The following is a 23,845-nucleotide window of genomic DNA, read 5'->3' as shown; positions in this document are numbered from 1 at the left end:
AAATGTGATCTATTAGATAGAAGCTCCACCCTTTGCTGCTATGGGCCCGGCCGTCGCGCCGTAGCATCGCAGGGGGCGTCAGGATCATTCAATGTGCAGCCGGTCTCGGCCCGCAAACATCCCAGAATGGCATTCGATCCCGCTGCGCCTGCGTGGTAGTGATAAGTGCCATCTTCACCAAGATGGCCGTTGCATTGGTCGAGTTCCGCAGGCACCAATCCATCGGCCATCAGATGTTTGAAGATTGGATAGCCGTCCATCGCGATTCCGATCTGGGGGCCGTGTTCGGGCACATCCGCTTCGGGGCCGTTGTTCAAACACTCGGTGACTGCATGATAATGGTATCCGACATGCAGGTTCACGTGCCCCCCGCAATCGTCGAACGGGGCAATCGTATACGCCCCCAGTATCGCGTCGACGGGGGCAGGGCCGTCCAGCCGAACGCCGTTGTAGGCAACACCTGATCCGGTCCGCGTCGGTGACAACTGATCCGGCTCACCGGGATCGATCGGGATGACATAGGTCACCGATGCACCATCCGGCATATACTCGGGAAGACATTCGACGCAGTGGTTCTGGTAGGCGGGGTCGACATTCGGTCGTGCTGCCGCCTCGCAGGCTTCAAGCGTGCCGGTGAAACGGACGGCACCGGTCTCCGGGTCATGGAGTTGCCAGTTGGTATCGCCGTAAAATTCCGCAAGGCGTTCGATAAAGGCACCGTCGACATCGTGAACGACGCCATCCTGCAGCCAGATACCGCCTGCGTCCGCACCATCATCAACATTGCGGGGGCACCACGGTCCGGGCGTGTCACCTTCAGGATCATCGGTGAAGGTAATCGAAAAACAGGCCGTTTCCGTTCCGCCGCTCAGTTTACACTCGACAACTGTCGGGCTGGAGACAACGGTCGCGCCAGCAAAAAACTGCATAACCGTTTCCAGCCGCGCGTCGACGTTTTGCGATGCAGCCCCCGAAGGCAGGCATGCCAGCGCCAGGACGGCGAAGTATTTTGCGGGCCCTCGGAAACGAAACCTTCGGAACATCTGCACTTTGGACATGCGCCGTTTCATCCTTGATGATGATTCTTAGTTAGCTTACTAATAATTTAATGACGCGCAAAGAACCCAACCTCCACTTCCTGCTGCACTCTGCCGCCCTGGTGGAAGATGTCGTGCGTCATGAGCTGCGCCCACTTGGTGTGGGGCACAGCCAAGCCCGCGTCCTCGACGCGCTTGATCGGATGGGACCATCCTCGCAGATAGAGTTGGCGGACGAATGCAATATCACGGCTGCCAGCATGAGCACGATGACAATGCGTCTGCTGGCGTCCGGGTTCATTGTCCGGCGACAAGACCCAAATGAAAAACGCAGCAACATCTTGCGATTGTCAAAAACGGGGGCCAGCCTTCTATCCGATGTGCGCGCGATCTGGCACAAAGTCGACCGGATCATTGAAGGCGTCATTGGTGCTGATAAAGCGGCCACCATCTTCAAGACTGCCGAGGAACTGCGCGATGCGCTTGGCGGCCGGACAGCGGGTGAGCGGCGGGCGAAAAGAGACGGCCTTGATACTGATGTCAGCGTTGAGAATACCCACGCTCCGACGTGAGTTGACGTATCGATGCCGGGCAAACCGATGCGCATATCTTGACTTTATTCAATCCAGCCCCGCTCCCTCTGGCCGGGGTGCCGGGCACCGTCCTTGCTGAAAGGCTCTGCAGCACATGCCGCATCGGCACCACATGGCCCAAACACCCATCAGGGTGATCGGCTTCTGGCGTCTCCCAGATAAAACACTACCTTAATTCCATGAGTCACCAGCCCCACCCTCTCATTCGCCTCTTCCTCAACGGCACCGCCGTGGGCTTCGCTCTTTCGGCCGTCTTCGTCTCGGCTATCTGGCTCCTCGACATCGCGGACATCCGCACGCATGCCCAAAACAGTGACGATGCGTTCCTGGTCCTGTTCATTCTGTGGTTCTTCAACGGCCTGCTGTTCGGCGCTGTGCAGATCAGCTATGTGGTCTGGCAAATCGGCCGCGAGGGCCGCTGACAGAGGGACACCCACAATGCGCGCCATGCAAGTCACCGAACTGGGGCAGCCACTCCAGATGCGCGAGATCGACCGCCCCACACCCAAAGCGGGCGAGGTGCTGGTCCGCATCCACACCTGCGGGCTCAACTTCGGTGACACGCTGATCGTAAAAGGCACCTACCAGGAAAAGCCGGACCTGCCCGCCACCATCGGGATGGAGATGTGCGGCACCATCGAGGCACTGGGCGAGGGCGTCACGCACCTGGCCAAGGGCCAACGGATCGCCGCCTATGCCGGTTTTGGCGGACTTGCTGAATACGCGGCCCTGCCTGCAAGCGTTTGCGTACCCATCCCCGACGCGATGACCGAGGTGGACGCCGCGGCCTTCCTTGTCGCCTATGGCACCAGCCACGTGGCGCTTGATTACAAGGCGCATCTGAAACCCGGTGAACGACTGCTCGTGCTCGGTGCGTCAGGTGGGGTCGGCCTCACTGCTGTCGAACTGGGCAAGCTCATGGGCGCAGAGGTGATCGCCTGCGCGCGCGGCGCCGACAAACTCAAGATCGCGTCGCATGCGGGCGCGGACCACCTTCTTGACAGCGACACCTGCGATCTGCGCGCTGACGTCAAGGCACTGGGTGGCGCAGATGTGGTTTATGACCCGGTGGGCGGCGACCTCTTCGACGCAGCCTTGCGTGCCTGCAACCCCGAGGCGCGACTGCTGCCCCTCGGTTTTGCGTCGGGCACGGTCCCGCAAATTCCCGCCAACTATCTGCTGGTCAAGAACCTGCACGTGCTCGGCTTCTATTGGGGCGGCTACATGCGGGTGAATCCATCAGTGCTGACCGACAGTTTCGAGGTGCTCTTTGGCTGGTATGCCGAAGACAAGCTGAAACCCCATGTCAGCCATGGGCTGCCGCTGGACCGGGCGAACGAGGCGCTCGACCTGCTGCGGACACGCAGGGCCACGGGCAAGGTCGTGATCCAGGTCGACGGCTAGATCTTACCCAAAAGTTACCGGAGCCGCGCAAATCTTAACACGGCAGGAAAGTTAACAGGGTGTGACTGCGCTCTGGGTGCAGAAACTGCGCAGTTTTGGCCGTAAATTGTGCAGTTTTTCGGAAACAGGGGTGAAATCCCCATTTTCGCGGGGTGTAAAATACGCGGTTTCGGCTTCAAAATGCGCGGTCTTGCAATATCAACGCACCGTGCGGTGCCCTAACCATTGCGTCCCCGGACAGGCCGCCGGTCGCCACCCCGCGCTTTTTGGTGCTCCAGCAGAAACACGAACAGACCCGCGCCCAGGATCAGAAGAATGCCGATCCAGACCTCCAGCATCGGCAGGTCCCCGAACACCGCCCAGCCCCAGAAGACGGCCAGCGGCAGACCAATGTATTCGAAGGGCGCAACCGTTGCCGCATCGGCCAGGCGGTAGGCCTGGCTCAGGCAATACCCGATGATGGCTGCGTTCACGCCCAGGCCGAAAAAGATCCATATATCAACGCCTTGCGGCCAGACCCACGCCCGCAGTAGAAAGATCACCGATCCGTTTGTCGCGCCTTCGGCGTACCGCCCGTCACCGGCGACAGCGAAAAAGCCCAAGGACACGATGACAAAGGTCGCCTGGATATAAACCGCCATGGCGCTGGCTTTGCTGGCCACACCCAGTTTTCGCGTAAGTATTTGATTCAACGCGTAAGTCAGGGCCGCCAGAACCGGCAACAGCAGCACGACCCGGCTCACCTCAAGCGTATCTGCATCCGCCCAGGGGCGTTGCATGATGACGACCCCGGCAAATCCAACGGCCACCGCCGACAGGCGCAAAACGCCAACCCGTTCACCCAAAATGGGTATAGATAACAATGTGATAAACAGGGGCGCGACAAAGAACAGGGCCGTCACATCCGCCAGTGGCAGCACCGCCAGCCCCACAAAAAAAGTCATGTTGGCAATGACGATCAGAATGCCCCGCAGCGCGTGCTGCCATGGGGTATTGGTGCGCAGAATGCCAAAGCCACCTTCGTACTGAACGATGATCAGGCTGAACAGAATGCCGATGCCAGAGCGCGCAAAGACAATCTGATGGAGCGGATAATCACCCGATAACCGCTTGATAAACATATCATTTATTGAAATGCAGAATACACCGATCAGCACGCATAGAATGCCCAGTCCGGCGATGTTCTGACGGGTATTTTCCATGCCCACAGCCCTATCACAGCATGGCGCAAGTTGGCTTGTGAATAGCGCATAGCGCAATTGCACCGGGTGAGGTATCACGACCGAAAGAGCAAGGGAGACCCTTCATGCAAATGTCCGATACCCGCCAGATCGCAGCCACCCCGTCCGAGGTTTACGCTGCTCTTTTGAACCCTGATATACTCAAAGCCTGCGTGCCGGGAGCGACCGAAGTGACGGGCAGCCCCGAAGAAGGTTTCGAGGCATCGGTCACTCAGAAGGTCGGGCCAGTGAAAGCGACGTTCAAGGGACAGGTGACCTTGTCTGAAATGGTTGAAAATCAAAGCCTTACCATCACGGGTGAAGGAAAAGGCGGGGCCGCCGGGTTTGCCAAAGGCGGCGCCGAAGTGCGTATGGCAGAGGTCAATGGCGGGACCGAACTTTCCTATGATGTCGAGGCGAAAGTTGGTGGCAAGCTGGCTCAATTGGGCAGCCGTATCATCGACGGCTTTGCCAAGAAGATGGCCGACCAGTTCTTTTCCAACTTGCAGGAAACACTGGAAGGGCCGGCCGAGCCCGACGGGGAAGAAGCACCCAAGAAGGGTTGGCTTGGCCGCCTGACGGGCAAGGAATAGGCGCGCACATGCAGCTGTGCGCGGGCGCTCTGGCGCTGCGCTGGGGCGCGGCATAATCCTGATCCACCCGAAACGAGCCGGAGCATTCATGGCGACGATCCTGAGTATCCAGAACCTGCGCAAGGCCTATGCTAGCGGGTTCGAAGCCCTCAAGGGCGTGAACCTCGATATCGAGGAGGGTGAGATCATCGCCCTGCTTGGTCCCAATGGCGCGGGAAAAACAACTTTGATTTCAACGGTTTGCGGAATCACGATGCCAACCTCAGGCACGGTGACAGTCGCTGGCTTCGACATCCTGAACAACTACCGTCAGGCCCGCAGCCTGATCGGTCTGGTACCCCAGGAAATCGCGTTGGAGCCGTTCGAAAAGGTCATCAACACGGTCCGCTTCTCCCGTGGCCTGTTTGGCAAGGGCCGCAAGGACAGCGCGGTCGAAGATATCCTGAAGCGCCTGTCATTGTGGGACAAGCGTGACAACCAGATCCGCGAATTGTCCGGTGGCATGAAGCGCCGCGTATTGATCGCCAAAGCGTTGGCCCACGAACCGCGCGTGCTGTTTCTGGACGAACCCACAGCAGGCGTCGATGTGGAACTGCGCAAGGACATGTGGGGAATTGTCGAACAATTACGAGCGGATGGCGTCACCACGATCCTGACCACGCACTACATTGAAGAGGCCGAAGCCATCGCGGATCGGGTCGGTGTCATCAGCAAAGGTGAAATCCTGTTGGTCGAAGACAAGGACACGCTGATGGCGCGTATGGGCAAAAAGCAACTGGATGTTCAACTGACGACGCAGTTGGATGCCGTGCCCGATGTTCTGGCGACCTATGACCTGATACTGGGCGACGGTGGCTGGACATTGATCTACAGCTACGACGTGAATGCAGAACGCACCGGCATCACCAAACTGCTCACGGACGTTCAGGCATCGGGCCTACAGCTTCGTGATGTTGTCACGCGTCAATCCAGCCTTGAGGATATATTTGTGTCACTGGTGCACCAGCCGGAGGAAACGGGATGAACTGGACAGCAATTCGCGCCATTTATGCCTTTGAGATGGCACGTTTTTTTCGAACCATCGCGCAATCCCTCATTTCGCCTGTGCTGTCCACATCCCTGTACTTCGTGGTCTTCGGCGCCGCCATCGGCAGCCGTATCGATCAGGTCGAGGGGGTTAGTTATGGCGCGTTCATCGTGCCGGGCCTCATCATGCTGACGGTGATGACCCAAGGTATTTCGAACGCGTCCTTTGGCATCTACTTTCCCAAGTTCATTGGCACGATCTATGAATTGCTTTCCGCACCTGTCAGTTTTCTCGAGATTGTGATGGGCTATGTTGGGGCGGCTGCCACCAAGGCAATGTTTATCGGGATCATCATCCTGATCACCTCATTTTTCTTTGTGGACCTGGATATTCAGAACCCATTGGCAATGATCGCTTTTCTGCTTCTGACCTGTGTCAGTTTCGCGCTTTTTGGGTTCATCATCGGCATCTGGGCGAGCAATTTTGAACAGCTGCAACTGGTGCCACTGCTGGTGGTCACCCCGTTGGTGTTTCTGGGGGGATCGTTCTATTCTATCTCGATGCTGCCGCCGGTGTGGCAGGCCATTTCGATGTTCAATCCGGTGGTTTATCTGATTTCCGGTTTTCGCTGGGCCTTTTTCGGGGTCGAAGACGTCCCGATTGCAACGTCTCTGTTTGCCATCGCACTTTTTACATCGCTGTGTCTTGGGGCCGTCTGGTGGATATTCAAGACGGGTTGGCGCATTCGGCAATAACGTAACGGCGCACAACTCCTTTGCAATGTGGCCTTGTTCTGTGCGGGGCTGCATTCTACATGGGCTGAGATGAAACGCTGGATCCCCTTCATGAAATCAGACCCCACGGTCGCTGTCGTGCGACTGCAGGGGGTCATTGCCGGTGGATCGCGTGGTGCACTGAATGGTCAAGCGCTGACCAGCGCCATTGAAAAGGCGTTCAGCCGTGGCAAACCCGCTGCGGTGGCGCTTGAAATTAATTCCCCCGGCGGCAGCGCCGTACAATCGTCTCTGATCGGTGCTCGCATCCGCAGGCTCGCAATGGAGAAAGATGTGCCCGTTATCGCCTTTGTCGAAGACGTCGCTGCATCCGGCGGCTATTGGTTGGCTGCGGCGGCGGATGAAATATATGCGGACCCATCATCGGTGGTTGGATCCATTGGTGTCATTTCCGCGAGTTTCGGTGCGCATGAATTACTGGCTAGGCAAGGCGTGGAACGGCGCGTGTATACGGCTGGCAAGTCCAAAAGCATGCTGGATCCATTCCGCCCCGAAAAACCCGAAGACGTCGAACGCCTCAAGGGGCTGCTTAATGATATCCACACCAATTTTATCGAACATGTGAAAGCCCGCCGGGTGGGCAAGCTTGATACGGAAGCTGATTTGTTCACTGGTGAAGTCTGGTTGGCTGACAAGGCCAAGGCGCTTGGGCTGATTGACGGGATCGGACATCTCAAACCGATGATGCAAGATCGGTTCGGCGAAAAAGTGAAATTCCGTCGATACGGTGTGCGACGTCCTTTCTTTGCTCGGTTGGGGGCGCACCTGATGGACGACGCCGTGTCGTCCATCGAAGAACGCGCGGCCTATGCCCGGTTTGGACTGTAATTCATGATGTCCAAGATTGTCCTTCTGTTCCTTGCCTTCATTGCGGTGCTGGCTGTCTTTGGCAAACTGCACTGGATCGGCGGCAAGCGGTTGGCATCCGCAAAATGTAGCTGCGGACGCTACCGGATCGGCAAGGGCAAATGCACGTGTGGGCGGGGTGGAACTTGATGGCTGTTGCAATGCCATGGCTGCTCAGCGGTCTCGGTTTGGTCATCCTGCTTCTGGCGGGCGACTCTCTGGTCAAAGGGGCCGTGAACCTGTCTCTGCGTTTAGGCGTGCCTGCCTTGATTGTAAGCCTTACGATTGTCGCCTTCGGCACATCGGCGCCAGAGTTATTGATAGCCATTCAGGCGGTACTGGACGATGCGCCGGGGATTGCGATGGGCAACGTGGTTGGGTCCAATACTGCAAACATCCTGCTGGTTTTAGGTATCCCTGCGCTACTTGCGACGATGCACACGTCCGAGTGCGAGACGAAAAAGACCTACAATTTCATGATCGCGGCCTCGATCCTGTTTATAGCGCTTGCCTTCCGCGGAGTGTTTGACTGGATCGCGGCGATTGTCCTTTTGGCTGCGCTTGGGTTTGTCCTGTGGGATGCTGCGCGTGAGGCCAGAGGCCACCGCGCGGCATGTGCGGATGCAACAGCGGATCCAGAGGAAATCGAAGGGGTGGATCCGGACCTGCCCGGCTGGCGTATTGCGGTCTTCTTGATCCTTGGCCTGATCGGCTTGCCGTTGGGGGCTGACCTGCTGGTCGATAATGCGACGATCATTGCGAAGATGTACGGCGTCAGTGATACCGTTATTGGCCTGACGCTTGTGGCTGTGGGCACGTCCCTGCCCGAGCTTGCGACAACGGTCATGGCAGCGCTGCGTCGGCAGGCGGACGTTGCGCTGGGCAATGTCATCGGTTCAAACATGTTCAACCTGCTCGCCATCATTGGCGTGGCCAGCTTTGTGGGGCCGATCCCCGTGGATTCCGGGTTCCTGCAGTTTGACCTGTGGGTCATGCTGGGTGCATCTATCCTGCTGGTGCCATTCGTGTACATGCGCCGTGATATTACGCGGGTTTGGGGCGTGATCTTGACCGTCCTCTATCTGACCTATCTGGCTATCGTACTAAGCTGATTTCGAAGAGGGAGGGTGCGATGACGCGCGCACTAGTAACAGGGGCAGGGCATCGCCTGGGCCAGGCCATGGCCGTCTATCTGGCGGGGCGTGGCTATGATGTGGCCGTGCACTACGCCAGCTCGGACAAGGGCGCGCGCGAAACAGTCGCACAGATCGAAGCCAAGGGGCAGCGTGGTGTCGCTTTGCAGGCCAACCTGCTGGACGAGGCTGACACACAAACGCTGTTCGAACGCGCCGTGGACGCGCTGGGTGGTTCGATCACCTGCCTAGTGAACAATGCCTCCATCTTCGAATACGACACCGTAGAGAGCGCCACCCGGGACAGCTGGGACCGGCACATGGAAAGCAATCTGCGCGCACCGTTCGTACTGACACAGGCCATGGCGGCCCAGGGGCTGATGCCCACGCAAGACGATATGAATGAGCCGGTCGCGGCCGGGTTGATCCTGAATATGGTGGATCAACGTGTGCGCAAGCTCACGCCCGAGTTCATGACATACACAATCGCCAAGATGGGGCTCTGGGCGCTGACACAGACCAGCGCACGGGCTCTGGCACCCGTGATACGCGTCAACGCAATCGGACCGGGTCCAACGTTGCAGGGTGGCCGCCAAAGCGCTGAACACTTCGCCAAGCAACGGGCAGCTACCGTTTTGGAGCGTGGATCCAATCCCGCGGATATTGTCGGCGCGCTGGGTTATTTCCTCGATTCACCGGGGATTACGGGGCAGCTTTTATGCGTGGATGGAGGACAACATTTGGCGTGGGAAACGCCTGATGTGATCGGGGTGGAGTAGATGACGCTAGGTGAGTTTTGCACTGGATTCATTTTGGTTACAAAACTGTTACTAAAAGCCCTGTGATTTCAGTGACTTGTTGCCTGTGTAATTAAAAATGAAGTGAAAACAACGTGTTGGATATGTGCCTAAAAATTAGGCATTCCAGCGAAACGCCCAAAAAACAAAGAAAAAACCCAAACGGCCAGAAGTTACCCGCACACTTATCCACATGATCCGTGGATGCAAGTATGCTTGATCGACCAGTCAAATAAGTGCAGCCAAAACAGGAAAGACAGCACGAATCGCATGGAAACAAACAAGCCATCCTCACACGCCCAAATTGAACACCTCGCGCCTGTCGGGCACGAAGTGATCCAGGGCTATCTCAAGACGCTGGATTCATCCCCTGGCGTCTACAGGATGCTTGATCGTGAAAGCCGGGTTCTCTACGTGGGCAAGGCTCGCAACCTGCGCGCGCGCGTCTCCAATTATGCGCGACCCTCCGGTCACAGTGGCCGGATTGCCCGCATGATCTCGATGACGGCGTCGATGATGTTCCTGACCACACGGACAGAAACCGAGGCACTGCTGCTCGAACAGAACCTGATCAAGCAGCTCAAACCCAAGTTCAACGTGCTGCTGCGGGACGACAAGAGCTTTCCAAATATCCTTGTGACTGGCGATCACGCCTATGCGCAAATCAAAAAGCATCGCGGGGCAAAAAAGCAGAAGGGGGCATATTACGGACCTTTCGCCAGCGCAGGTGCGGTGAACCGCACGCTGAACCAGCTGCAAAAGGTGTTCCTGCTGCGCAATTGCACGGATTCGATGTTCGAGAGCCGCACGCGCCCCTGCTTGCTGTACCAGATCAAGCGGTGTTCAGGACCATGCGTGGGCCTGATTTCGGAAGCCGACTACGCTCAATCGGTCAAGGATGCCGAACGCTTTCTGTCCGGCAAAAGCACTGACATTCAGGCAAAACTCGCTGACCAGATGCAGCAGGCCTCGGAAGAGATGGAATTTGAACGTGCCGCCGCGCTGCGCGACCGCATCCGCGCGATGACACAGGTGCAGTCTGCTCAGGGTATCAATCCGCGTGGTGTCACCGAGGCAGACATCGTTGCCCTTCACATGGACAGTGGGCAAGCTTGTGTTCAGGTGTTCTTTATCCGCGCCAACCAGAACTGGGGCAACCGCGACTTCTACCCTCGCGTCGGTGCGGATGTGGATGCGGCCGAGGTGCTTGAGGCGTTCCTGGGCCAGTTCTACGACACCAAGGAACCTCCTCGGCAGTTGATCCTGTCGAACGAGATCGAAAACCCCGACCTTATGGCTGAAGCGCTGACACAGAAACTGGGCCGCAAAGTCGAACTGCTGGTCCCCCAACGCGGCGAAAAGGCGGAACTGGTTGATTCAGCTTTGCGCAATGCCCGCGAAAGCCTCGCCCGCAAGATGTCCGAAAGCGCCACGCAGGCCAAGTTGCTGCGCGGACTGGCGGACGCCTTCGAATTGCCTGAACCGCCCGAACGGATCGAAGTCTATGACAACTCGCACATTCAAGGCACCAACGCAGTTGGCGCCATGATCGTTGCTGGTCCCGATGGGTTCATGAAAAACAGCTACCGCAAGTTCAACATCAAGGGCGACGACCTGACCCCCGGTGACGACTTTGGCATGATGAAGGAAGTGCTGCACCGCCGCTTCAAACGTCTGCTCAGCGAAGACCCCGACCGGGCCAAGGGCATGTGGCCCGATCTGTTGCTGATTGATGGCGGAGCCGGGCAGGTGAGTGCAGTTGCTCAGATCATGGCCGAGCACGGGGTTGAGGATATTCCTATGGTGGGCGTGGCCAAGGGGGTGGATCGCGATGCGGGTAAGGAAGAATTCCACCGTGTCGGCCAACGCCCATTTGCTCTGCGCCACAACGATCCCGTGCTTTACTTTGTGCAGCGGATGCGGGACGAGGCGCACCGCTTTGCTATCGGTACACACCGGGCCAAGCGGGCCAAATCCAACATGAAGAACCCGCTCGATGACATTCCGGGCGTGGGCGCCGCGCGCAAGCGTGCGCTGCTGGCTCATTTCGGGTCGGCCAAAGCCGTAAGCCGCGCCAACCTTGCCGACCTCAAGGCGGTCGACGGTGTGTCAGAAGGGCTGGCGCAAAAGGTCTATGACTTCTTTCACGATCAGTAGGGCGCAGGTGTCGTACACCCCCTTCCTGCCTGACACGGGACACGCTAGAGGTACGGCATGAACTGGAATATCCCGAACATCCTGACGACTCTACGTCTGATCGCAGCCCCACTTGTCGCCGTCATGTTCCTGTACTTCACCCGACCTTATGCCGATATCCTTGCGGTGATCCTGTTCGTTGGGGCTGCTATCACGGACTGGTTCGACGGCTACCTCGCACGGGCGTGGGGGCAACAAACAAAACTGGGCACCATGCTTGATCCCATCGCAGACAAGGCGATGGTTGTGATCGCGTTGATGGTCATCATTGGCTTTTCCAGTTGGTCGCCATGGCTCGTCTTGCCCGCGACAATGATCCTTTTCCGCGAGGTTTTCGTGTCAGGCCTCCGCGAATATCTGGGCGATACTGCCGGGACGCTGAGTGTCACGAAGCTGGCGAAATGGAAGACGACCCTTCAGATGATCGCCATCGCGGTGCTGTTCTCTCAAGGTGTGTTTGAGCATTATTTCGGCATGTCGATCTGGGGTATGGATCAGGCGATGGTCAGCGCCATCCTGAATGGCGACGAACCCGATCATCTGGGTCTCGCGTGGAAACTGGCAGGTGCCGATTGGTCGGGTCGCATAGGCCTTTGGTTGCTGTGGATCGCTGCCGCACTTACCTTTATCACCGGGTGGGATTACTTCCGTAAGGCGATGCCTTACCTGAAAGGGTGACAATGATGGACGTGCTCTATTTTGCCTGGGTTCGTGAACGGATCGGCATCCCGCGTGAGGCCGTTGAAACACAAGCGGTTACGGTCATGGACCTTGTCGACGAACTCCGCGCCCGCGAGGATCGTTATGCCGCGGCTTTCGCCGACATTACAGCCCTGCGAGTGGCCGTAGACCAACAACTGACCGGCTTCGATGCGCCGCTCTCCGGTGCGCGCGAAGTCGCGTTCTTTCCACCGATGACGGGCGGTTGATATATGCACATTGCTGTTCAGGATGCGCCGTTCGACTTCGGGATGGAAGCCGAGGAATTTGCCAGGGCGCGCGCCGTGTCCGGTGCCATCGTGACGTTTACCGGCATCGTGCGGGACGTCGACGGCGGGCTGCGGGCGATGGAGATTGAACACTATCCCGGCATGACCGAAGCAGCCCTGACCGAGATCGCAGACCAAGCCGTTACCCGCTGGTCACTGGAAGACGCGCTGGTGATCCACCGGCACGGACGGCTTGCGGTTGGCGAGATGATCATGATGGTCGCCACCGCCGCGCGACACCGGAAGGATGCGTTCGAGGCTGCGGAATTTCTGATGGATTATCTCAAATCCCGCGCCCCGTTCTGGAAGCGGGAGATCACCCAAGATGGCGCCGAATGGGTCGCTGCGCGGGATGAAGACGAAGACGCGCTGACGCGCTGGTGACGTGGTGCACAGGTTGGCGATTAGCTGGGTGATTCATCCCCTGTTAACATAGCTGAATCGCCATTTTGGAGGGTGCCACCCGCGTGCAGCATCCGTACACCACCAACGGGTGCAACTTGGACGGCTAACGGAACGCTTGGTGGATTTAGGAGACGGAAATTGCTTGGCGGCTATTGAACCGGCCCTGTCGCTAGCTTGCCTGCTGGCGGTCAATCCAGGCGCGCAGTTCTTCCGTCTCTTGCCGCGCGTCGCGCAACCCGTCCATGGCCGCGCGCAATTCGGCCTCTGTCTGGCTCAGCTGGTTGGTCAGCTCAGCTTCGCGTTGCTGCAGATAGGTGATGGCCTGATCGCGCGTTTCCTCGGCTTCGTGCAGTTCCTGGCTCATACGGTCCAGTTCTGCCACATCCCCGGCTGCGACACGGGTAAAGCGATGGATTAGCCAGTTGGCAAACCAGCCAAGGCAAAACGCAATGAAAAGAATGATGGCTGTCGCAATGACGAACTCAGTTCTGCTCATCGTCCTGTCCTTCGGCGCTGTCCTCTGTGCCCGCCTCTGTATCGCCTGTTCCGGCCAGGGTTTCCAGCGTTGTTTCACCTTCCGGAGCGGAAGGGGCTGGGCGGATCAGTTTGAATTCAATGCGCCGGTTGGCTTCGCGTCCTTCTTCGCTGTCATTTTCCGCGATTGGATCGGCCTCACCGTAGCCTCTGGCGGAATAGGTGGCCGTCAGCACGCGCCGAGCTCTCAACTCATTCAACACCGATTGGGCGCGGGCTTGGCTGAGGTTCAAGTTCATCTCTTCCCGGCCCTGGCTGTCAGTGTGGCCCTGAATTTCCAACCGTAGGTCACCGCATTGGCGCAGCACTTCGGAAATGTCGTCCATTGTGCCAAGCGCACTGGCGTCGATGGTTGCGCTGCCCGGTTCGAAGGTGATCTTGGAGGATGACAGGATCGTTGCGATCTCTGCCTCACATTCATCAGGAGTTGGAAGAGCAGCTATGGGATTCAGTTTTTCCTGATATGTGACACGGATGTCGAACTCTTCCGCTTCTCCCAGCTTTGAGGCGAGCAACGTGGCAATGTTGGTGCTTGCCTTTGGGTTACCGGTGTTGCCGGACACTGTCACGGTATCAGGGGTCACGGTCACGGCGCCATTCGACAGTTGTGACAGAGCCTCAAGGCCGGTTAGAACGCGCACTGGCCAGGTCGAGGGCAAGCCTTCGACAATACGCGTTGCGGTATAAACACTATTTGAGCCAAAGGCAGCCTGCGCGTAGCTGTCCACCAGTGACCGCAGATTTTCATCCGAAATGCGACCACGCAATTGCACCAGACCTTCGGGGCTGAGCGTGGCAACAAACTCTGGCGGGCCCTGGTTGGGGTCCACTGTCTCAGGCAGCTTGGCATAAAGCGCAAACACTTCGGGCAACTGGTTTTCCAATTCGCCCACGATGCGGTCGAAATCGGTTTGTGGAGTACCTTCGGCGGCAATCAGAGTGATGTCCGCATCGGAAAAGGTGACAGATCCCGCACCCAATTCGGCCAGAGCTGCAATGGATTGCTCCACGGCGGTGCTCCAGTTCGGGCTGGGTACTCCCATGCCGACCGTACAGGTCGCAGAGCCGGCTAACCCCGCTTCCAGAGCCGCGGTAACGATCCGCGTGCGTGCAGCTTCGGTATCGGCAGAACAGGCATCGAAGCGGGTGCCGTCCTCGTCCTTGACCAGCCGCAAGGTGAACGGGGTTATGACGGGGCGCGGTGCGGCGATATCGAGGGCTACACGCAACCCGGGCGGCGTGGCGCGGTTCAACTGCGTTTCAAGCTGCGCCTTTTCCTCTGCGCTGTCGGTGATGGCCTTGATCGACACGCGACCCGCTGTGACCGATACTTTGGCGCGGGGCAAACGCTCCATGGCGGCGAGTGAAAAGCCAAGCGATTCTTCCCATCCGTCCGGGGCCGGATAATCTGCCACCTCGATCAGGTCAGTCACCTGCAGGTCGCCCGCAATGGCCGTAATGCGGTCGATTACGGCTGTTCGATCCGTTGCCGCGGGGATCAGACCGATGATCGACAACCCGGCATCGTTGCGTAGGATTTCAGCCGAAAAGCGCGGCGGGGCAATCGCCGCCGCGGCTTCCACCTCCATCTCGTCGATGACACGGGCCGCGTCGACAACGCTGCCGGCAGTGGACAATGCCGCAAAGCGGATCGCTTCGGTTGGTGCAATGCCGGCAAGGGTGACCTGCAAGCCGTCGGCCTCGACCTCGGCCCAGGTCAAACCCGCGGTGTCCAGCGCGTCGCGCACACCGATTTCCGAGTTTTCCTCGATCAGATTGACCGAAAGATTGGCCGTCACCAACGCAAGTACAGCCGCCACGGCGAACGTGACGACGACAATCAGAAGGGAGGACAAACGCATCATCGGCAAACCTTTTCTCAGGTCAGTGGCGCGGTCCGGTCTACGCGGCTTGGACCGGGGGTTCAATCATACCAGAAGTGCAGCGCAGAAAAAGACCAGCGGAATCGCGCCCGTGTCTCGGTTGGCCCGGAAAAGCTGCAGGCACTTGGCTGGGTCCTCGATATCAAGGCCGCGCAACTGCCATGCCATGTGCCACCCCATGGCCCATGGGCCGCCCAGGGCAAGCACCATTGCCAGCATATTCGCTGCGTCCACGGCGGCAAAGATCACTGCGATCCCCATCAGACCCACGGTGGCCATCAGGAAGCGACGCAGCCACGGAGCCGTTTTTTCGCCAAACAGGCGCGCGGTGGATTTGACACCGATTAGGGCGTCATCTTCGGTGTCCTGATGGGCATAGATCGTGTCATAAAACAGTGTCCAAGCAATCCCCGCGAGGTACAGGACCACGGCAGGCGCCTCCACTTGTCCTGTATGGGCGGTCCAGGCCAGCAGAGTGCCCCAGTTGAATGCAAGCCCAAGAAAGACCTGTGGCCACCAGGTGAACCGTTTCGCGAACGGATAGACCGCGACGGGTACCAACGCGAGTATGCCAAGCAGAATGGCCGCGGTGTTGAAGGTCAGCAGGATGCCAAGGGCGATCAGTGATTGTAGGCACATCCAGATCACTGCACCGCGCACAGTGACCTGACCCGACGGGATGGGGCGCGACCGCGTGCGCTCGACCTGTCCGTCGAAATCGCGGTCGGTGATATCGTTCCATGTGCATCCTGCCCCACGCATCAACCAGGCCCCCAAAGCGCAGCCAAATGCGATCCATGCATCTTCCCAGCGCGGGGTTTGATCGTGGAGCATTGCAAGCGTCAGCCCCCACAGGCAGGGCAGCAACAGCAACCATGTCCCGATGGGCCGATCTGCGCGGCTCAGGCGCAGGTAGGGGCGGCTCCATACAGGTGCCAGCGTATCCACCCAGTTGTCGGATACAGCGTCGGCGACTTGCCCGTCTGGTGATGGCTGCGAGTTGGTCATATGTAGAGGTCCATGAGTGACGCAAAGATCCGCCTTTATTTAGAGCACGCCTTGGGGCAGGGGCAATCGGTTCCACTGTCGCGGGACCAAGCCCATTATCTTTTTGGCGTGATGCGCCTGACTGTGGGGGCGGCGGTTTTGCTGTTCAACGGGCAGGATGGCGAATGGCGGGCCAGGGTGGTTGAGGCGGGTAAGCGCGGCGGCGCGCTTTTGTGCGAGGCGCGGACCCGACCGTTGCAAATGCCCCCGGACCTGTGGTTGATCTTTGCGCCGATCAAGAAGGCGCGCACTGACTTCATCGTCGAAAAGGCGGCAGAGATGGGTGCTCGGCGCATCGTGCCGGTTCAGACCGAGTTCACGAATGCGGGCCGTGTACAGCGTGACCGCTTGCAGGCCCATGCTGTCGAGGCGGCGGAACAATGCGGCGGAACTTATGTGCCCGAGGTCGCGGATATGGCACGGCTTGATCGCGTTCTGGCGGACCTTGGTGACAGGCAGATCATGTTCTGTGACGAGGCTCTGGCGGGGGCGGAGGACACCTCCGCCCTACCGGACATTCCGGGCCCTTGGGCGATCCTGATCGGGCCTGAGGGCGGATTTTCTGAGAAGGAACGCACCCGCCTGCACGCGTTGGATCACGCCCACGCGGTGCAACTGGGGCCGCGCATTTTGCGCGCAGATACCGCGGCCGTGACGGCGTTGACTGTGTGGCAACAGCAATTGGGGGATTGGCGGTGACAACACCAAGTATCTTTGCCCCTGGCGAAAGGGAAGCAGTACATGTTCTTTCGACCTGAAGCAAAAGCCGTGCTCTGGCGTTGGCGCGAAGTTCTGGCGGGTATCGCACTGGCCATCCTCGCCCTCTGGTGGTTGGCGCAAGCGCGCGGTGTGTTGGGATATATTGCCCCTGTCATGCTTGTGGGCGCGGGCGCGTTGATCATGGTGGGCCTGCAACGCGGGCGCTTTCGGGGCGCGGGCGGTGGCCTTGGCACCGTGCAGGTGGACGAGGGCGAGGTGACCTATTTCGGCCCGCTTTCTGGGGGATCGGTCTCGATGCGCGAGGTGCAACGCCTGACTTTGGACGGTGCACAGACCCCGGCGCATTGGCGGCTCGACCAGCCCCATCACCCGCCGCTGATGATTCCAGTGGATGCGGATGGAGCTGACGCGTTGTTTGATGCCTTCGCTGCCCTACCAGGGCTAAAAACTGAACGGATGCTGGCGCAGTTGCGTGCCGGTCCCGACACGTCAGTGCTGATTTGGGAACGTAGTGCGCCGATACTTGCGCAAATGGAGCCGCGCGGCCGGGCGTGATTGATGGGCGCGCCGTGGCTGACTGCGCACGGATGCGCACGCCCCCGTGACCTAATGCACGTTCCCAGCGCATTGACACCTCCGCCAATTCGCCCCATCCCTTGCAGCCTTAGGCAAAGATAAAGCGGAGCGCCCTATGTCCATCCCTCAATCCGGCGGCGGGCCAATCGAACATCACGAGCAGCTGGCGCAATACCTGGCGGATGGATGCAAGCCCAAGGCAGACTGGCGCATCGGCACCGAGCATGAGAAGTTCGGCTACTGCCGTGATACGCTCAAGCCGCTGCCCTATGAAGGGATGCGGTCGATCGAGGCGGTGCTGAGCGCTCTGCGCGATCGCCACAACTGGGCGGAGCTCCGCGAGGGTGGCAAGCTAATTGGGTTGGAAAAGGATGGGGCAAATATCTCGCTTGAACCGGGCGGTGCACTTGAGCTGTCCGGCGCGCCCCTCGAAACCATCCACGAAACCTGTGATGAGGTGAACCAGCATCTGAGCGAGGTTATGGACATCGCGAACGAGATCGGCGTTGGCTTCATTGGCCTTGGCGCGGCACCCATCTGGACTCATGAAGAGATGCCGTTGATGCCCAAGGGCCGCTACAAGCTGATGGATGCCTATATGGGCAAGGTTGGCACCATGGGCCGAACAATGATGCGGCGTACCTGCACCGTGCAGGTGAACCTCGACTTTGGGTCCGAGGCGGACATGGTGCAGAAGATGCGCGTGGCCGTGGCGCTGCAGCCCGTGGCCGTGGCGCTCTTTGCCAACTCGCCTTTCTTCGAAGGCAAGCTGAATGGCCACAAATCCTGGCGCAGCCGCGTCTGGCGTGATCTTGATTCTGCCCGCACCGGCATGATCCCCTTTGTCTTTGAAGAGGGTTTCGGTTTTGAGCGTTGGGTCGAATATGCGCTCGATGTGCCGATGTACTTCGTCTACCGCGATGGAAAATACATCGATGCGCTGGGGCAGTCATTTCGTGACTTTCTGAAGGGCAAGCTGCCGGCGTTGCCGGGCGAGACGCCCATGTTAAGCGACTGGGCCGATCACCTGACGACGGCCTTCCCCGAAGCACGGGTTAAGAAATTCATAGAAATGCGAGGGGCTGACGGCGGCCCTTGGCGACGCTTGTGCGCGTTACCCGCATTCTGGGTCGGGCTGACCTATGACCAGACGGCGCTGGATGCTGCATGGGATTTGGTCAAAGGACTCGATGCTGAAACACGGGAAGGCTTGCGTGTTGCGGCGTCGGTGGATGGATTGCAGGCAGAAGTGAACGGGGTCAAGATGCACGACCTCGCGCGCGAAGCGGTTGCGATCTCGCGTGCGGGGCTGAAGGCACGGGCGCGCCCGGGGGCCGGTGGGCTGATCCCGGATGAAACCCACTTCCTCAATGCGCTGCAGGAAAGCGTTGAGACAGGCAAGGCGCCCGCTGACGAGTTGCTTGACCGATACCATGGTGATTGGAACGGTGACATCAGCCGGGTATTCGCGGACTACTCCTACTGATTGCATTGCGCCGGCGGGCCTGCTGCGTATGCAGGCTTGTCGCTTGTTTGGCGGCCAGCTCTGAGCATGCCGCGTGGGCGGCGTGCTCGGGGATCTACGGTAGCCAAAAGTCACGGTTGAGCATTACGACATTCGCTTCCCGTGCATCTCTGGACAAAACGGCTACTTTGCCCGACAAGGCGGTCCGGGTTCCGGTTTAGGAGTGTCATGATCGACTTCCCCCGTTTTAATTCGCGCTGGGGCGCCATCCACATGGTTGCGCACTGTGACACGAAAGGCGCCGTATGACAGATATCCTGTTCAAAAACGCCAAGCTGGTGGATCCAGAGGCGGGCACTGTCACGACAGGTGCGCTCATCGTGCGGAATGGAAGGATTGCGGAGACTCGACCGCAGGCCTCTGACCTGAAGGACGAAGAAGTCGCGGGCGCGAACTTTGCTCGGATCGTTGATTGCCAACGCAAGCATCTCGCTCCTGGTATCGTGGATATCGGGGTCAAGGTTTGTGAGCCTGGCGAGCGGCACAAGGAAAGCTTTGGGTCCGCAGGGCTTGCGGCGGCGGCAGGTGGGGTGACCACCATGGTGACACGACCCGACACCGACCCGGTGATCGACAATCCCGAGACCCTGGAATTTGTGATCCGCCGCGCCCGCGAAGCCGCACCGGTCAACGTGCTGCCCATGGCGGCCCTGACCAAAGGACGGCGGGGGCGCGAGATGACCGAGATCGGGTTTCTGCTGGATGCGGGTGCTGTCGCTTTTACAGAATGCGATCATGTGGTGACTGACAGCAAGGTTTTTGCCCGTGCTCTGGCTTATGCCCGGTCTTTGGGCGCTCTGGTGCTGGGGCATCCCCAGGATCCCGGGCTGAGTGCGGGTGCTGCGGCCACGTCGGGCAAATTTGCCTCGCTTCGGGGCCTGCCCACAGTATCTCCCATGGCAGAACGGATGGGGCTGGATCGCGATATCGCCATGGTCGAGATGACAGGCGTGCGCTATCACGCCGACCAGATCACTGTTTCCCGCGCGCTTCCTCCGCTCGAGCGCGCCAAAAGCAATGGGTTCGATATCACGGCCGGTACGTCTATTCACCACCTGACGCTGAACGCGTTGGACATTGCTGACTACCGCACCTTCTTCAAGATCAAGCCGCCGTTGCGGGACGAGGAGGATCGGATTGCTGTGGCCGAAGCCGTGCGGACCGGCCTGATCGACATCATCAGTTCGATGCACACCCCACAAGACGAAGAAAGCAAGCGATTGCCTTTCGAAGCTGCCGCGTCCGGAGCGGTGGCGCTTGAGACCTTGCTGCCGGCCGCCATGCGCTTGTTCCACGCTGACCAGATTGATCTGCCCACGCTTTGGCGCGCCATGTCCCTGAATCCGGCAAAAAGGCTAAGTCTCGATTCCGGACGCTTGTCTGTTGGCGCGCCCGCCGACCTTGTCCTGTTCGACCCGCATGCCCCGTTTGTGATGGATCGGGCAACACTGCATTCGAAATCGCGCAACACCCCATTTGACGGGGCCCGGATGCAGGGTAAGGTTTTGGAAACCTTTGTCGCTGGACAATCCGTATATAAAAGAGACTGATGCCCATTCTTGAAAGTACACACGCAACGCTCGCCCTTTGGGCGGTGATTGGCTACATCCTTGGATCGATCCCCTTCGGCATGATTTTGGCCCGGGTGATGAACCTTGGGAACCTGCGCGAGATCGGGTCCGGCAACATCGGCGCGACAAATGTTTTGCGAACAGGCAACAAGACGGCAGCAGGGCTGACCCTGTTGCTGGATGCAGGTAAAGGCGCTGTGGCGTTACTTCTTGCGCGCGCGATCACGGGGGCAGAGGATACCGCCCAACTTGCCGGGCTCGCGGCGATGCTGGGACATTGTTATCCGATCTGGCTGGGCTTCAAAGGCGGCAAGGGCGTTGCGACCTTCCTTGGCCTGCTGACTGCACTGCATTGGCCTGTGGGTTTGGGCGCCTGTGTTGCCTGGTTGGTCGGGGCAGGTCTGTCGCGGATTTCATCTATGGGGGCTTTAGTCGCTGCCGCGTCATCCACGTTCCTGATGATGTTTCTTGGTGCGGCTGAGGGGTTGTTTCTGGGCATCGTCCTGACCCTTTTGATTTTCTGGCGGCACCGCGAGAACATTCGCCGCATCAAGGCTGGTACCGAACCCAAAATCGGTCAGAAAGGCGCGTGAGCGACTTCACGACGGCGTTGGCCGCTCTGCCGGATGGTACATTCTTTGGTACGGTTGGCGGGCGGCGATATGTTGCAACCAAGTCGCTTTTTGCCGGCGGCAAATCCGTCAAGCTGGTGGCCGAAGAACTGGGAGGAACGGATTATATCAGTCTGAACTGGTATGACATCGGACCGGGCGGACGTTTGAAACCCTGCGAGATGCCGGAGGCCAAGGTGCGTTCGTTCGTCGAGCGGCTCGTTATTGAGGCGCCGGGTGGTGATGTGTAAAGTGTCTAATCAGGCGATGATGTAGACGCGGTGGTGCCAGGCGCATAGGCTGCCCGTATGACTGATATCAATCTACCGCTGATCTTGCTGGCTGCTCTTCTGGCGGGCGCAAGCCCCGGGCCAGCCACGCTTACGATAGCAGGAACGTCGATGGCGTCCGGCCGCAGGGCCGGGCTGGCCGTTGCCGCCGGCGTGACGACCGGATCGTTTACGTGGTCAGTGTTGGCCGCTTTTGGCTTGGGCGCAATCATGTTGGCCAATGCGTGGATGTTCGAGATCGTGCGCTATTTCGGGGCCGCGTATCTGGGTTGGCTTGCCATCAGATCGGCCCGGTCTGCTTGGATGGGCGCGGCGTTGAAGGTGCCGCCCGTTACCAGGAGGTCGATCAAGGGGCACTACGCCAAAGGGTTGGCTTTGCACCTGACCAACCCGAAGGCCGTGTTGTTTTTTGGCGCGCTTTATTCTGTCGGGGTGCCGCCTGGGACACCCATTACAGGACTCATAACCGTCATTCTCGCCGTAGGCACGCTCAGCTTCACTGTCTTTCACGGCTATGCCGTGATCTTTTCTTCGGCTCTTATGACGCGTGCATACAGCCGTGCCAAACGTGGGTTCGAAGCAGTGTTCGCCGTGTTTTTCGGAGTTGCAGCATTGCGCATTCTGACAGGGCGGTTGGTCTGACATAGGACGGTGCGAAGCAAATGCGGGTTCCATGATTAGTGGATACTCTGCGACCATCGCCAACCAACCTAGTCGAAAGACAACGTGTTGTGGTTCTGGCGTCAGGGCAAGGATTTTTGGTCACTTCGCACGGGTTTTCGAACTTCAAATTGCCTTGAAAAGGCACAAGTAGCTTCAACGAAAGTTCGGGCGAACGAGGTCTCAGTGCGCTGCAAACTCCCGAACGACCCGCCCTGCGTTTACAGACGTTCGGGATCCGTTCAGCATCGAGAGCTGGCCGTTCACCAGAACATGAACGATGCCCGAGGCGTATCTGCGTGGATTTTTAGGGGTCGCATTGCTTGTGATATTTGCCTTGTCGAACACGCAAATATCCGCCTGACAGCCAACAGCCAGCCGACCGCGATTTTTAAGTCCCAGGCGATTTGCAGGAATGGACGTCAGTTTGGCAATGCCCTCACCCAAACCGAGGGCGCGTCGATCCCGTACGTAATACTGCAGGAACCGCGCAGCCCAACCATATCCGGAAAGCGAACCGACATGGTCTTTCAGAATCTCTTCGTTCGCGATGGTGACAGTGTCCGATATTACCGCACACTCTGGCTGCGCGAGGCACAGTTCCACATCGGAATTGCGGAACGACTTTGAGGACCACATGCACGCCATCAGATTCTCACCCTCTTCCAGAAGGATATCGAGCACCGCGTCATAGGGGTGACAATTGCGCATCCGTCCGATCTCGGCAAAGTCAGCACCGACGATGTCCTGGTTGTGTGTCGCATTGAGTAGAATGATGTCCGACCATTTCTCGGCCTTCACAATCAGCCACATAGGTTGCGGGTTGGCCTTGATCTTTTCCCGGCATTCTGGATCGGCCAGCCGTGCCAGAACATCGTCGATGGATCCCGCCTGTGCCCATTTGGGCAGGATTGCCGCCATCAACGTGTGGTTCCAGTCGTGCGGGATAACGTCAAAGGCAATGTCTACGTCATGCCGACGGGCCAGCTCAATCATCTCGAGCGTGTGATCCATTGCATAGTCCGGGGCTCCGAATTTCGGTTGAATATGGCTAATCTGCAGCTTGGCACCGGATTGGCGGGCCGTGGCAATCGCCTCTGCGAACCCGAGGTCCTAGGCTCAGGACTCATAACCAGTAAGTAACGATTGCGGCGAGTGCGATTGCTGAGAGGAAGACCTTTGGGCATCTGTCGTATCGCGTTGCCACCCGCCGCCAGTCTTTCAGTCTGCCGAACATGATCTCGATCCGGTTGCGGCGTTTGTAGCGACGCTTATCGTATTTCACGGTCGTCTTGCGTTGCTTTCGACCGGGGATGTAGGGACGTATCCCTTTGTCTTTCAATGCTTCTCTAAACCAATCGGCGTCATAGCCTCTGTCTCCGAGCAGCCAATCG

At 58.8% G+C, this 23,845-nt stretch carries 28 protein-coding genes; 21 read left to right on the top strand and 7 right to left on the bottom strand.

All coding sequences use genetic code 11. The annotated features are described in order from the left end of the window. Positions 1-38: 38 nt before the first annotated feature. A complete protein-coding gene (locus Q1A75_RS02805; RefSeq protein ID WP_299546743.1) occupies positions 39-1,058 on the bottom strand; it encodes a YHYH protein in 1,020 nt (339 codons plus the stop codon). Between the two features lie 50 nt (positions 1,059-1,108). On the opposite strand from Q1A75_RS02805, the gene Q1A75_RS02800 reads away from it, so the two are divergent. The 3 genes from Q1A75_RS02800 (at position 1,109) to Q1A75_RS02790 (ending at position 3,034) form a co-directional block, all read left to right on the top strand. Continuing rightward, a complete protein-coding gene (locus Q1A75_RS02800) occupies positions 1,109-1,609 on the top strand; it encodes a MarR family transcriptional regulator (RefSeq protein WP_299546741.1) in 501 nt (166 codons plus the stop codon). Between the two features lie 200 nt (positions 1,610-1,809). Then, positions 1,810-2,052, top strand: coding sequence for a hypothetical protein (locus Q1A75_RS02795; RefSeq protein ID WP_299546739.1), 243 nt, complete (start codon positions 1,810-1,812; stop codon positions 2,050-2,052). A 16-nt stretch (positions 2,053-2,068) separates the two neighbouring features. Continuing rightward, positions 2,069-3,034: an NADPH:quinone oxidoreductase family protein gene (locus tag Q1A75_RS02790; RefSeq protein WP_299546737.1), complete on the top strand. Its 966-nt coding sequence runs from the start codon at positions 2,069-2,071 to the stop codon at positions 3,032-3,034. Positions 3,035-3,252: 218 nt separating this feature from the next. On the opposite strand, the gene Q1A75_RS02785 is transcribed toward Q1A75_RS02790, so the two are convergent. Next, positions 3,253-4,236: a DMT family transporter gene (locus Q1A75_RS02785; protein WP_299546735.1), complete on the bottom strand. Its 984-nt coding sequence runs from the start codon at positions 4,234-4,236 to the stop codon at positions 3,253-3,255. A 104-nt stretch (positions 4,237-4,340) separates the two neighbouring features. Between Q1A75_RS02785 and Q1A75_RS02780 the strand changes: the two genes are divergently transcribed. The 11 genes from Q1A75_RS02780 to Q1A75_RS02730 all read left to right on the top strand — a co-directional run bounded on the left by Q1A75_RS02780 (position 4,341) and on the right by Q1A75_RS02730 (position 13,013). Next, on the top strand, positions 4,341-4,847 hold the full coding sequence (locus Q1A75_RS02780) for a carbon monoxide dehydrogenase subunit G (RefSeq protein WP_299546733.1): 507 nt from the start codon (positions 4,341-4,343) through the stop codon (positions 4,845-4,847). An 88-nt stretch (positions 4,848-4,935) separates the two neighbouring features. Then, the gene (locus tag Q1A75_RS02775) at positions 4,936-5,871 is read left to right on the top strand and encodes an ABC transporter ATP-binding protein (RefSeq protein ID WP_299546731.1); all 936 of its coding nucleotides are present in this window, start codon (positions 4,936-4,938) and stop codon (positions 5,869-5,871) included. Beyond that, entirely contained in the window at positions 5,868-6,629 is a 762-nt protein-coding gene (locus Q1A75_RS02770) for an ABC transporter permease (RefSeq protein ID WP_299546730.1), read from the top strand. Before Q1A75_RS02775 ends, Q1A75_RS02770 begins: the two co-directional genes overlap by 4 nt. Positions 6,630-6,698: 69 nt before the next feature. Beyond that, on the top strand, positions 6,699-7,496 hold the full coding sequence (locus tag Q1A75_RS02765; protein WP_299546728.1) for a S49 family peptidase: 798 nt from the start codon (positions 6,699-6,701) through the stop codon (positions 7,494-7,496). Positions 7,497-7,502: 6 nt separating this feature from the next. After that, entirely contained in the window at positions 7,503-7,664 is a 162-nt protein-coding gene (locus tag Q1A75_RS02760; protein WP_299546958.1) for a hypothetical protein, read from the top strand. 11 nt (positions 7,665-7,675) lie between these two features. Beyond that, on the top strand, positions 7,676-8,626 hold the full coding sequence (locus tag Q1A75_RS02755; RefSeq protein WP_299546943.1) for a calcium/sodium antiporter: 951 nt from the start codon (positions 7,676-7,678) through the stop codon (positions 8,624-8,626). After that, positions 8,626-9,426: an SDR family oxidoreductase gene (locus tag Q1A75_RS02750; protein WP_299546940.1), complete on the top strand. Its 801-nt coding sequence runs from the start codon at positions 8,626-8,628 to the stop codon at positions 9,424-9,426. The genes Q1A75_RS02755 and Q1A75_RS02750 overlap by 1 nt, the downstream gene beginning before the upstream one ends. Before the next feature lie 288 nt (positions 9,427-9,714). After that, complete coding sequence (gene uvrC, locus Q1A75_RS02745; protein ID WP_299546726.1) at positions 9,715-11,601, top strand: excinuclease ABC subunit UvrC; 1,887 nt, start codon at positions 9,715-9,717, stop codon at positions 11,599-11,601. Between the two features lie 57 nt (positions 11,602-11,658). Further along, entirely contained in the window at positions 11,659-12,318 is a 660-nt protein-coding gene (gene pgsA / locus Q1A75_RS02740; protein ID WP_299546724.1) for a CDP-diacylglycerol--glycerol-3-phosphate 3-phosphatidyltransferase, read from the top strand. Positions 12,319-12,323: 5 nt separating this feature from the next. Continuing rightward, positions 12,324-12,569, top strand: coding sequence for a molybdopterin converting factor subunit 1 (gene moaD, locus Q1A75_RS02735; protein WP_299546721.1), 246 nt, complete (start codon positions 12,324-12,326; stop codon positions 12,567-12,569). A 3-nt stretch (positions 12,570-12,572) separates the two neighbouring features. Then, positions 12,573-13,013, top strand: coding sequence for a molybdenum cofactor biosynthesis protein MoaE (locus tag Q1A75_RS02730; protein ID WP_299546719.1), 441 nt, complete (start codon positions 12,573-12,575; stop codon positions 13,011-13,013). A 190-nt stretch (positions 13,014-13,203) separates the two neighbouring features. Here the strand turns inward: Q1A75_RS02730 and Q1A75_RS02725 are convergent, their stop codons facing one another. The 3 genes from Q1A75_RS02725 to ubiA all read right to left on the bottom strand — a co-directional run bounded on the left by Q1A75_RS02725 (position 13,204) and on the right by ubiA (position 16,459). Continuing rightward, positions 13,204-13,530 (bottom strand): hypothetical protein, encoded by a 327-nt coding sequence (locus tag Q1A75_RS02725; protein ID WP_299546718.1) that lies wholly within the window; start codon positions 13,528-13,530, stop codon positions 13,204-13,206. Next, complete coding sequence (locus tag Q1A75_RS02720; RefSeq protein ID WP_299546937.1) at positions 13,517-15,430, bottom strand: OmpA family protein; 1,914 nt, start codon at positions 15,428-15,430, stop codon at positions 13,517-13,519. Before Q1A75_RS02720 ends, Q1A75_RS02725 begins: the two co-directional genes overlap by 14 nt. 66 nt (positions 15,431-15,496) lie before the next feature. Next, a complete protein-coding gene (gene ubiA, locus Q1A75_RS02715; protein ID WP_299546716.1) occupies positions 15,497-16,459 on the bottom strand; it encodes a 4-hydroxybenzoate octaprenyltransferase in 963 nt (320 codons plus the stop codon). Positions 16,460-16,471: 12 nt separating this feature from the next. On the opposite strand from ubiA, the gene Q1A75_RS02710 reads away from it, so the two are divergent. From Q1A75_RS02710 to Q1A75_RS02680, 7 genes are all read left to right on the top strand, one after another. Then, a complete protein-coding gene (locus tag Q1A75_RS02710; protein ID WP_299546714.1) occupies positions 16,472-17,197 on the top strand; it encodes a 16S rRNA (uracil(1498)-N(3))-methyltransferase in 726 nt (241 codons plus the stop codon). Between the two features lie 42 nt (positions 17,198-17,239). Further along, positions 17,240-17,773 (top strand): hypothetical protein, encoded by a 534-nt coding sequence (locus Q1A75_RS02705; RefSeq protein WP_299546712.1) that lies wholly within the window; start codon positions 17,240-17,242, stop codon positions 17,771-17,773. 136 nt (positions 17,774-17,909) lie between these two features. Further along, positions 17,910-19,280 carry a glutamate--cysteine ligase gene (locus Q1A75_RS02700; protein WP_299546710.1) on the top strand — a complete coding sequence of 457 codons (1,371 nt, stop codon included), beginning with the start codon at positions 17,910-17,912 and terminating at the stop codon, positions 19,278-19,280. Positions 19,281-19,564: 284 nt separating this feature from the next. Continuing rightward, positions 19,565-20,869 (top strand): dihydroorotase, encoded by a 1,305-nt coding sequence (gene pyrC / locus Q1A75_RS02695; protein WP_299546708.1) that lies wholly within the window; start codon positions 19,565-19,567, stop codon positions 20,867-20,869. Beyond that, entirely contained in the window at positions 20,869-21,483 is a 615-nt protein-coding gene (gene plsY, locus Q1A75_RS02690; protein ID WP_299546706.1) for a glycerol-3-phosphate 1-O-acyltransferase PlsY, read from the top strand. Before pyrC ends, plsY begins: the two co-directional genes overlap by 1 nt. Next, on the top strand, positions 21,480-21,752 hold the full coding sequence (locus tag Q1A75_RS02685) for a hypothetical protein (protein WP_299546704.1): 273 nt from the start codon (positions 21,480-21,482) through the stop codon (positions 21,750-21,752). The genes plsY and Q1A75_RS02685 overlap by 4 nt, the downstream gene beginning before the upstream one ends. Before the next feature lie 57 nt (positions 21,753-21,809). Further along, positions 21,810-22,433, top strand: coding sequence for a LysE family transporter (locus Q1A75_RS02680; protein ID WP_299546702.1), 624 nt, complete (start codon positions 21,810-21,812; stop codon positions 22,431-22,433). A 201-nt stretch (positions 22,434-22,634) separates the two neighbouring features. On the opposite strand, the gene Q1A75_RS02675 is transcribed toward Q1A75_RS02680, so the two are convergent. Continuing rightward, entirely contained in the window at positions 22,635-23,465 is an 831-nt protein-coding gene (locus Q1A75_RS02675; RefSeq protein WP_299546700.1) for an amidohydrolase family protein, read from the bottom strand. 112 nt (positions 23,466-23,577) lie between these two features. After that, positions 23,578-23,845: transposase (locus tag Q1A75_RS02670; protein ID WP_299638789.1), on the bottom strand; the 268-nt coding region annotated here is incomplete at its 5' end.

This window comes from uncultured Tateyamaria sp. (genome assembly GCF_947504105.1).
Classification (GTDB): domain Bacteria; phylum Pseudomonadota; class Alphaproteobacteria; order Rhodobacterales; family Rhodobacteraceae; genus Tateyamaria.
Note: the sequence above shows the minus strand (reverse complement) of the source record. Positions and strands in the feature narration are given on the sequence as shown.

Bases quoted from the DNA above. Each gene is read 5' to 3' on its own strand.
- Q1A75_RS02805 (WP_299546743.1), bottom strand. From the start codon at position 1,058: ATGTCCAAAGTGCAGATGTTCCGAAGGTTTCGTTTCCGAGGGCCCGCA.
- Q1A75_RS02800 (WP_299546741.1), top strand. From the start codon at position 1,109: ATGACGCGCAAAGAACCCAACCTCCACTTCCTGCTGCACTCTGCCGCC.
- Q1A75_RS02795 (WP_299546739.1), top strand. From the start codon at position 1,810: ATGAGTCACCAGCCCCACCCTCTCATTCGCCTCTTCCTCAACGGCACC.
- Q1A75_RS02790 (WP_299546737.1), top strand. From the start codon at position 2,069: ATGCGCGCCATGCAAGTCACCGAACTGGGGCAGCCACTCCAGATGCGC.
- Q1A75_RS02785 (WP_299546735.1), bottom strand. From the start codon at position 4,236: ATGGAAAATACCCGTCAGAACATCGCCGGACTGGGCATTCTATGCGTG.
- Q1A75_RS02780 (WP_299546733.1), top strand. From the start codon at position 4,341: ATGCAAATGTCCGATACCCGCCAGATCGCAGCCACCCCGTCCGAGGTT.
- Q1A75_RS02775 (WP_299546731.1), top strand. From the start codon at position 4,936: ATGGCGACGATCCTGAGTATCCAGAACCTGCGCAAGGCCTATGCTAGC.
- Q1A75_RS02770 (WP_299546730.1), top strand. From the start codon at position 5,868: ATGAACTGGACAGCAATTCGCGCCATTTATGCCTTTGAGATGGCACGT.
- Q1A75_RS02765 (WP_299546728.1), top strand. From the start codon at position 6,699: ATGAAACGCTGGATCCCCTTCATGAAATCAGACCCCACGGTCGCTGTC.
- Q1A75_RS02760 (WP_299546958.1), top strand. From the start codon at position 7,503: ATGTCCAAGATTGTCCTTCTGTTCCTTGCCTTCATTGCGGTGCTGGCT.
- Q1A75_RS02755 (WP_299546943.1), top strand. From the start codon at position 7,676: ATGCCATGGCTGCTCAGCGGTCTCGGTTTGGTCATCCTGCTTCTGGCG.
- uvrC (WP_299546726.1), top strand. From the start codon at position 9,715: ATGGAAACAAACAAGCCATCCTCACACGCCCAAATTGAACACCTCGCG.
- pgsA (WP_299546724.1), top strand. From the start codon at position 11,659: ATGAACTGGAATATCCCGAACATCCTGACGACTCTACGTCTGATCGCA.
- moaD (WP_299546721.1), top strand. From the start codon at position 12,324: ATGGACGTGCTCTATTTTGCCTGGGTTCGTGAACGGATCGGCATCCCG.
- Q1A75_RS02730 (WP_299546719.1), top strand. From the start codon at position 12,573: ATGCACATTGCTGTTCAGGATGCGCCGTTCGACTTCGGGATGGAAGCC.
- Q1A75_RS02725 (WP_299546718.1), bottom strand. From the start codon at position 13,530: ATGAGCAGAACTGAGTTCGTCATTGCGACAGCCATCATTCTTTTCATT.
- Q1A75_RS02720 (WP_299546937.1), bottom strand. From the start codon at position 15,430: ATGCGTTTGTCCTCCCTTCTGATTGTCGTCGTCACGTTCGCCGTGGCG.
- ubiA (WP_299546716.1), bottom strand. From the start codon at position 16,459: ATGACCAACTCGCAGCCATCACCAGACGGGCAAGTCGCCGACGCTGTA.
- Q1A75_RS02710 (WP_299546714.1), top strand. From the start codon at position 16,472: ATGAGTGACGCAAAGATCCGCCTTTATTTAGAGCACGCCTTGGGGCAG.
- Q1A75_RS02705 (WP_299546712.1), top strand. From the start codon at position 17,240: ATGTTCTTTCGACCTGAAGCAAAAGCCGTGCTCTGGCGTTGGCGCGAA.
- Q1A75_RS02700 (WP_299546710.1), top strand. From the start codon at position 17,910: ATGTCCATCCCTCAATCCGGCGGCGGGCCAATCGAACATCACGAGCAG.
- pyrC (WP_299546708.1), top strand. From the start codon at position 19,565: ATGACAGATATCCTGTTCAAAAACGCCAAGCTGGTGGATCCAGAGGCG.
- plsY (WP_299546706.1), top strand. From the start codon at position 20,869: ATGCCCATTCTTGAAAGTACACACGCAACGCTCGCCCTTTGGGCGGTG.
- Q1A75_RS02680 (WP_299546702.1), top strand. From the start codon at position 21,810: ATGACTGATATCAATCTACCGCTGATCTTGCTGGCTGCTCTTCTGGCG.
- Q1A75_RS02675 (WP_299546700.1), bottom strand. From the start codon at position 23,465: ATGGATCACACGCTCGAGATGATTGAGCTGGCCCGTCGGCATGACGTA.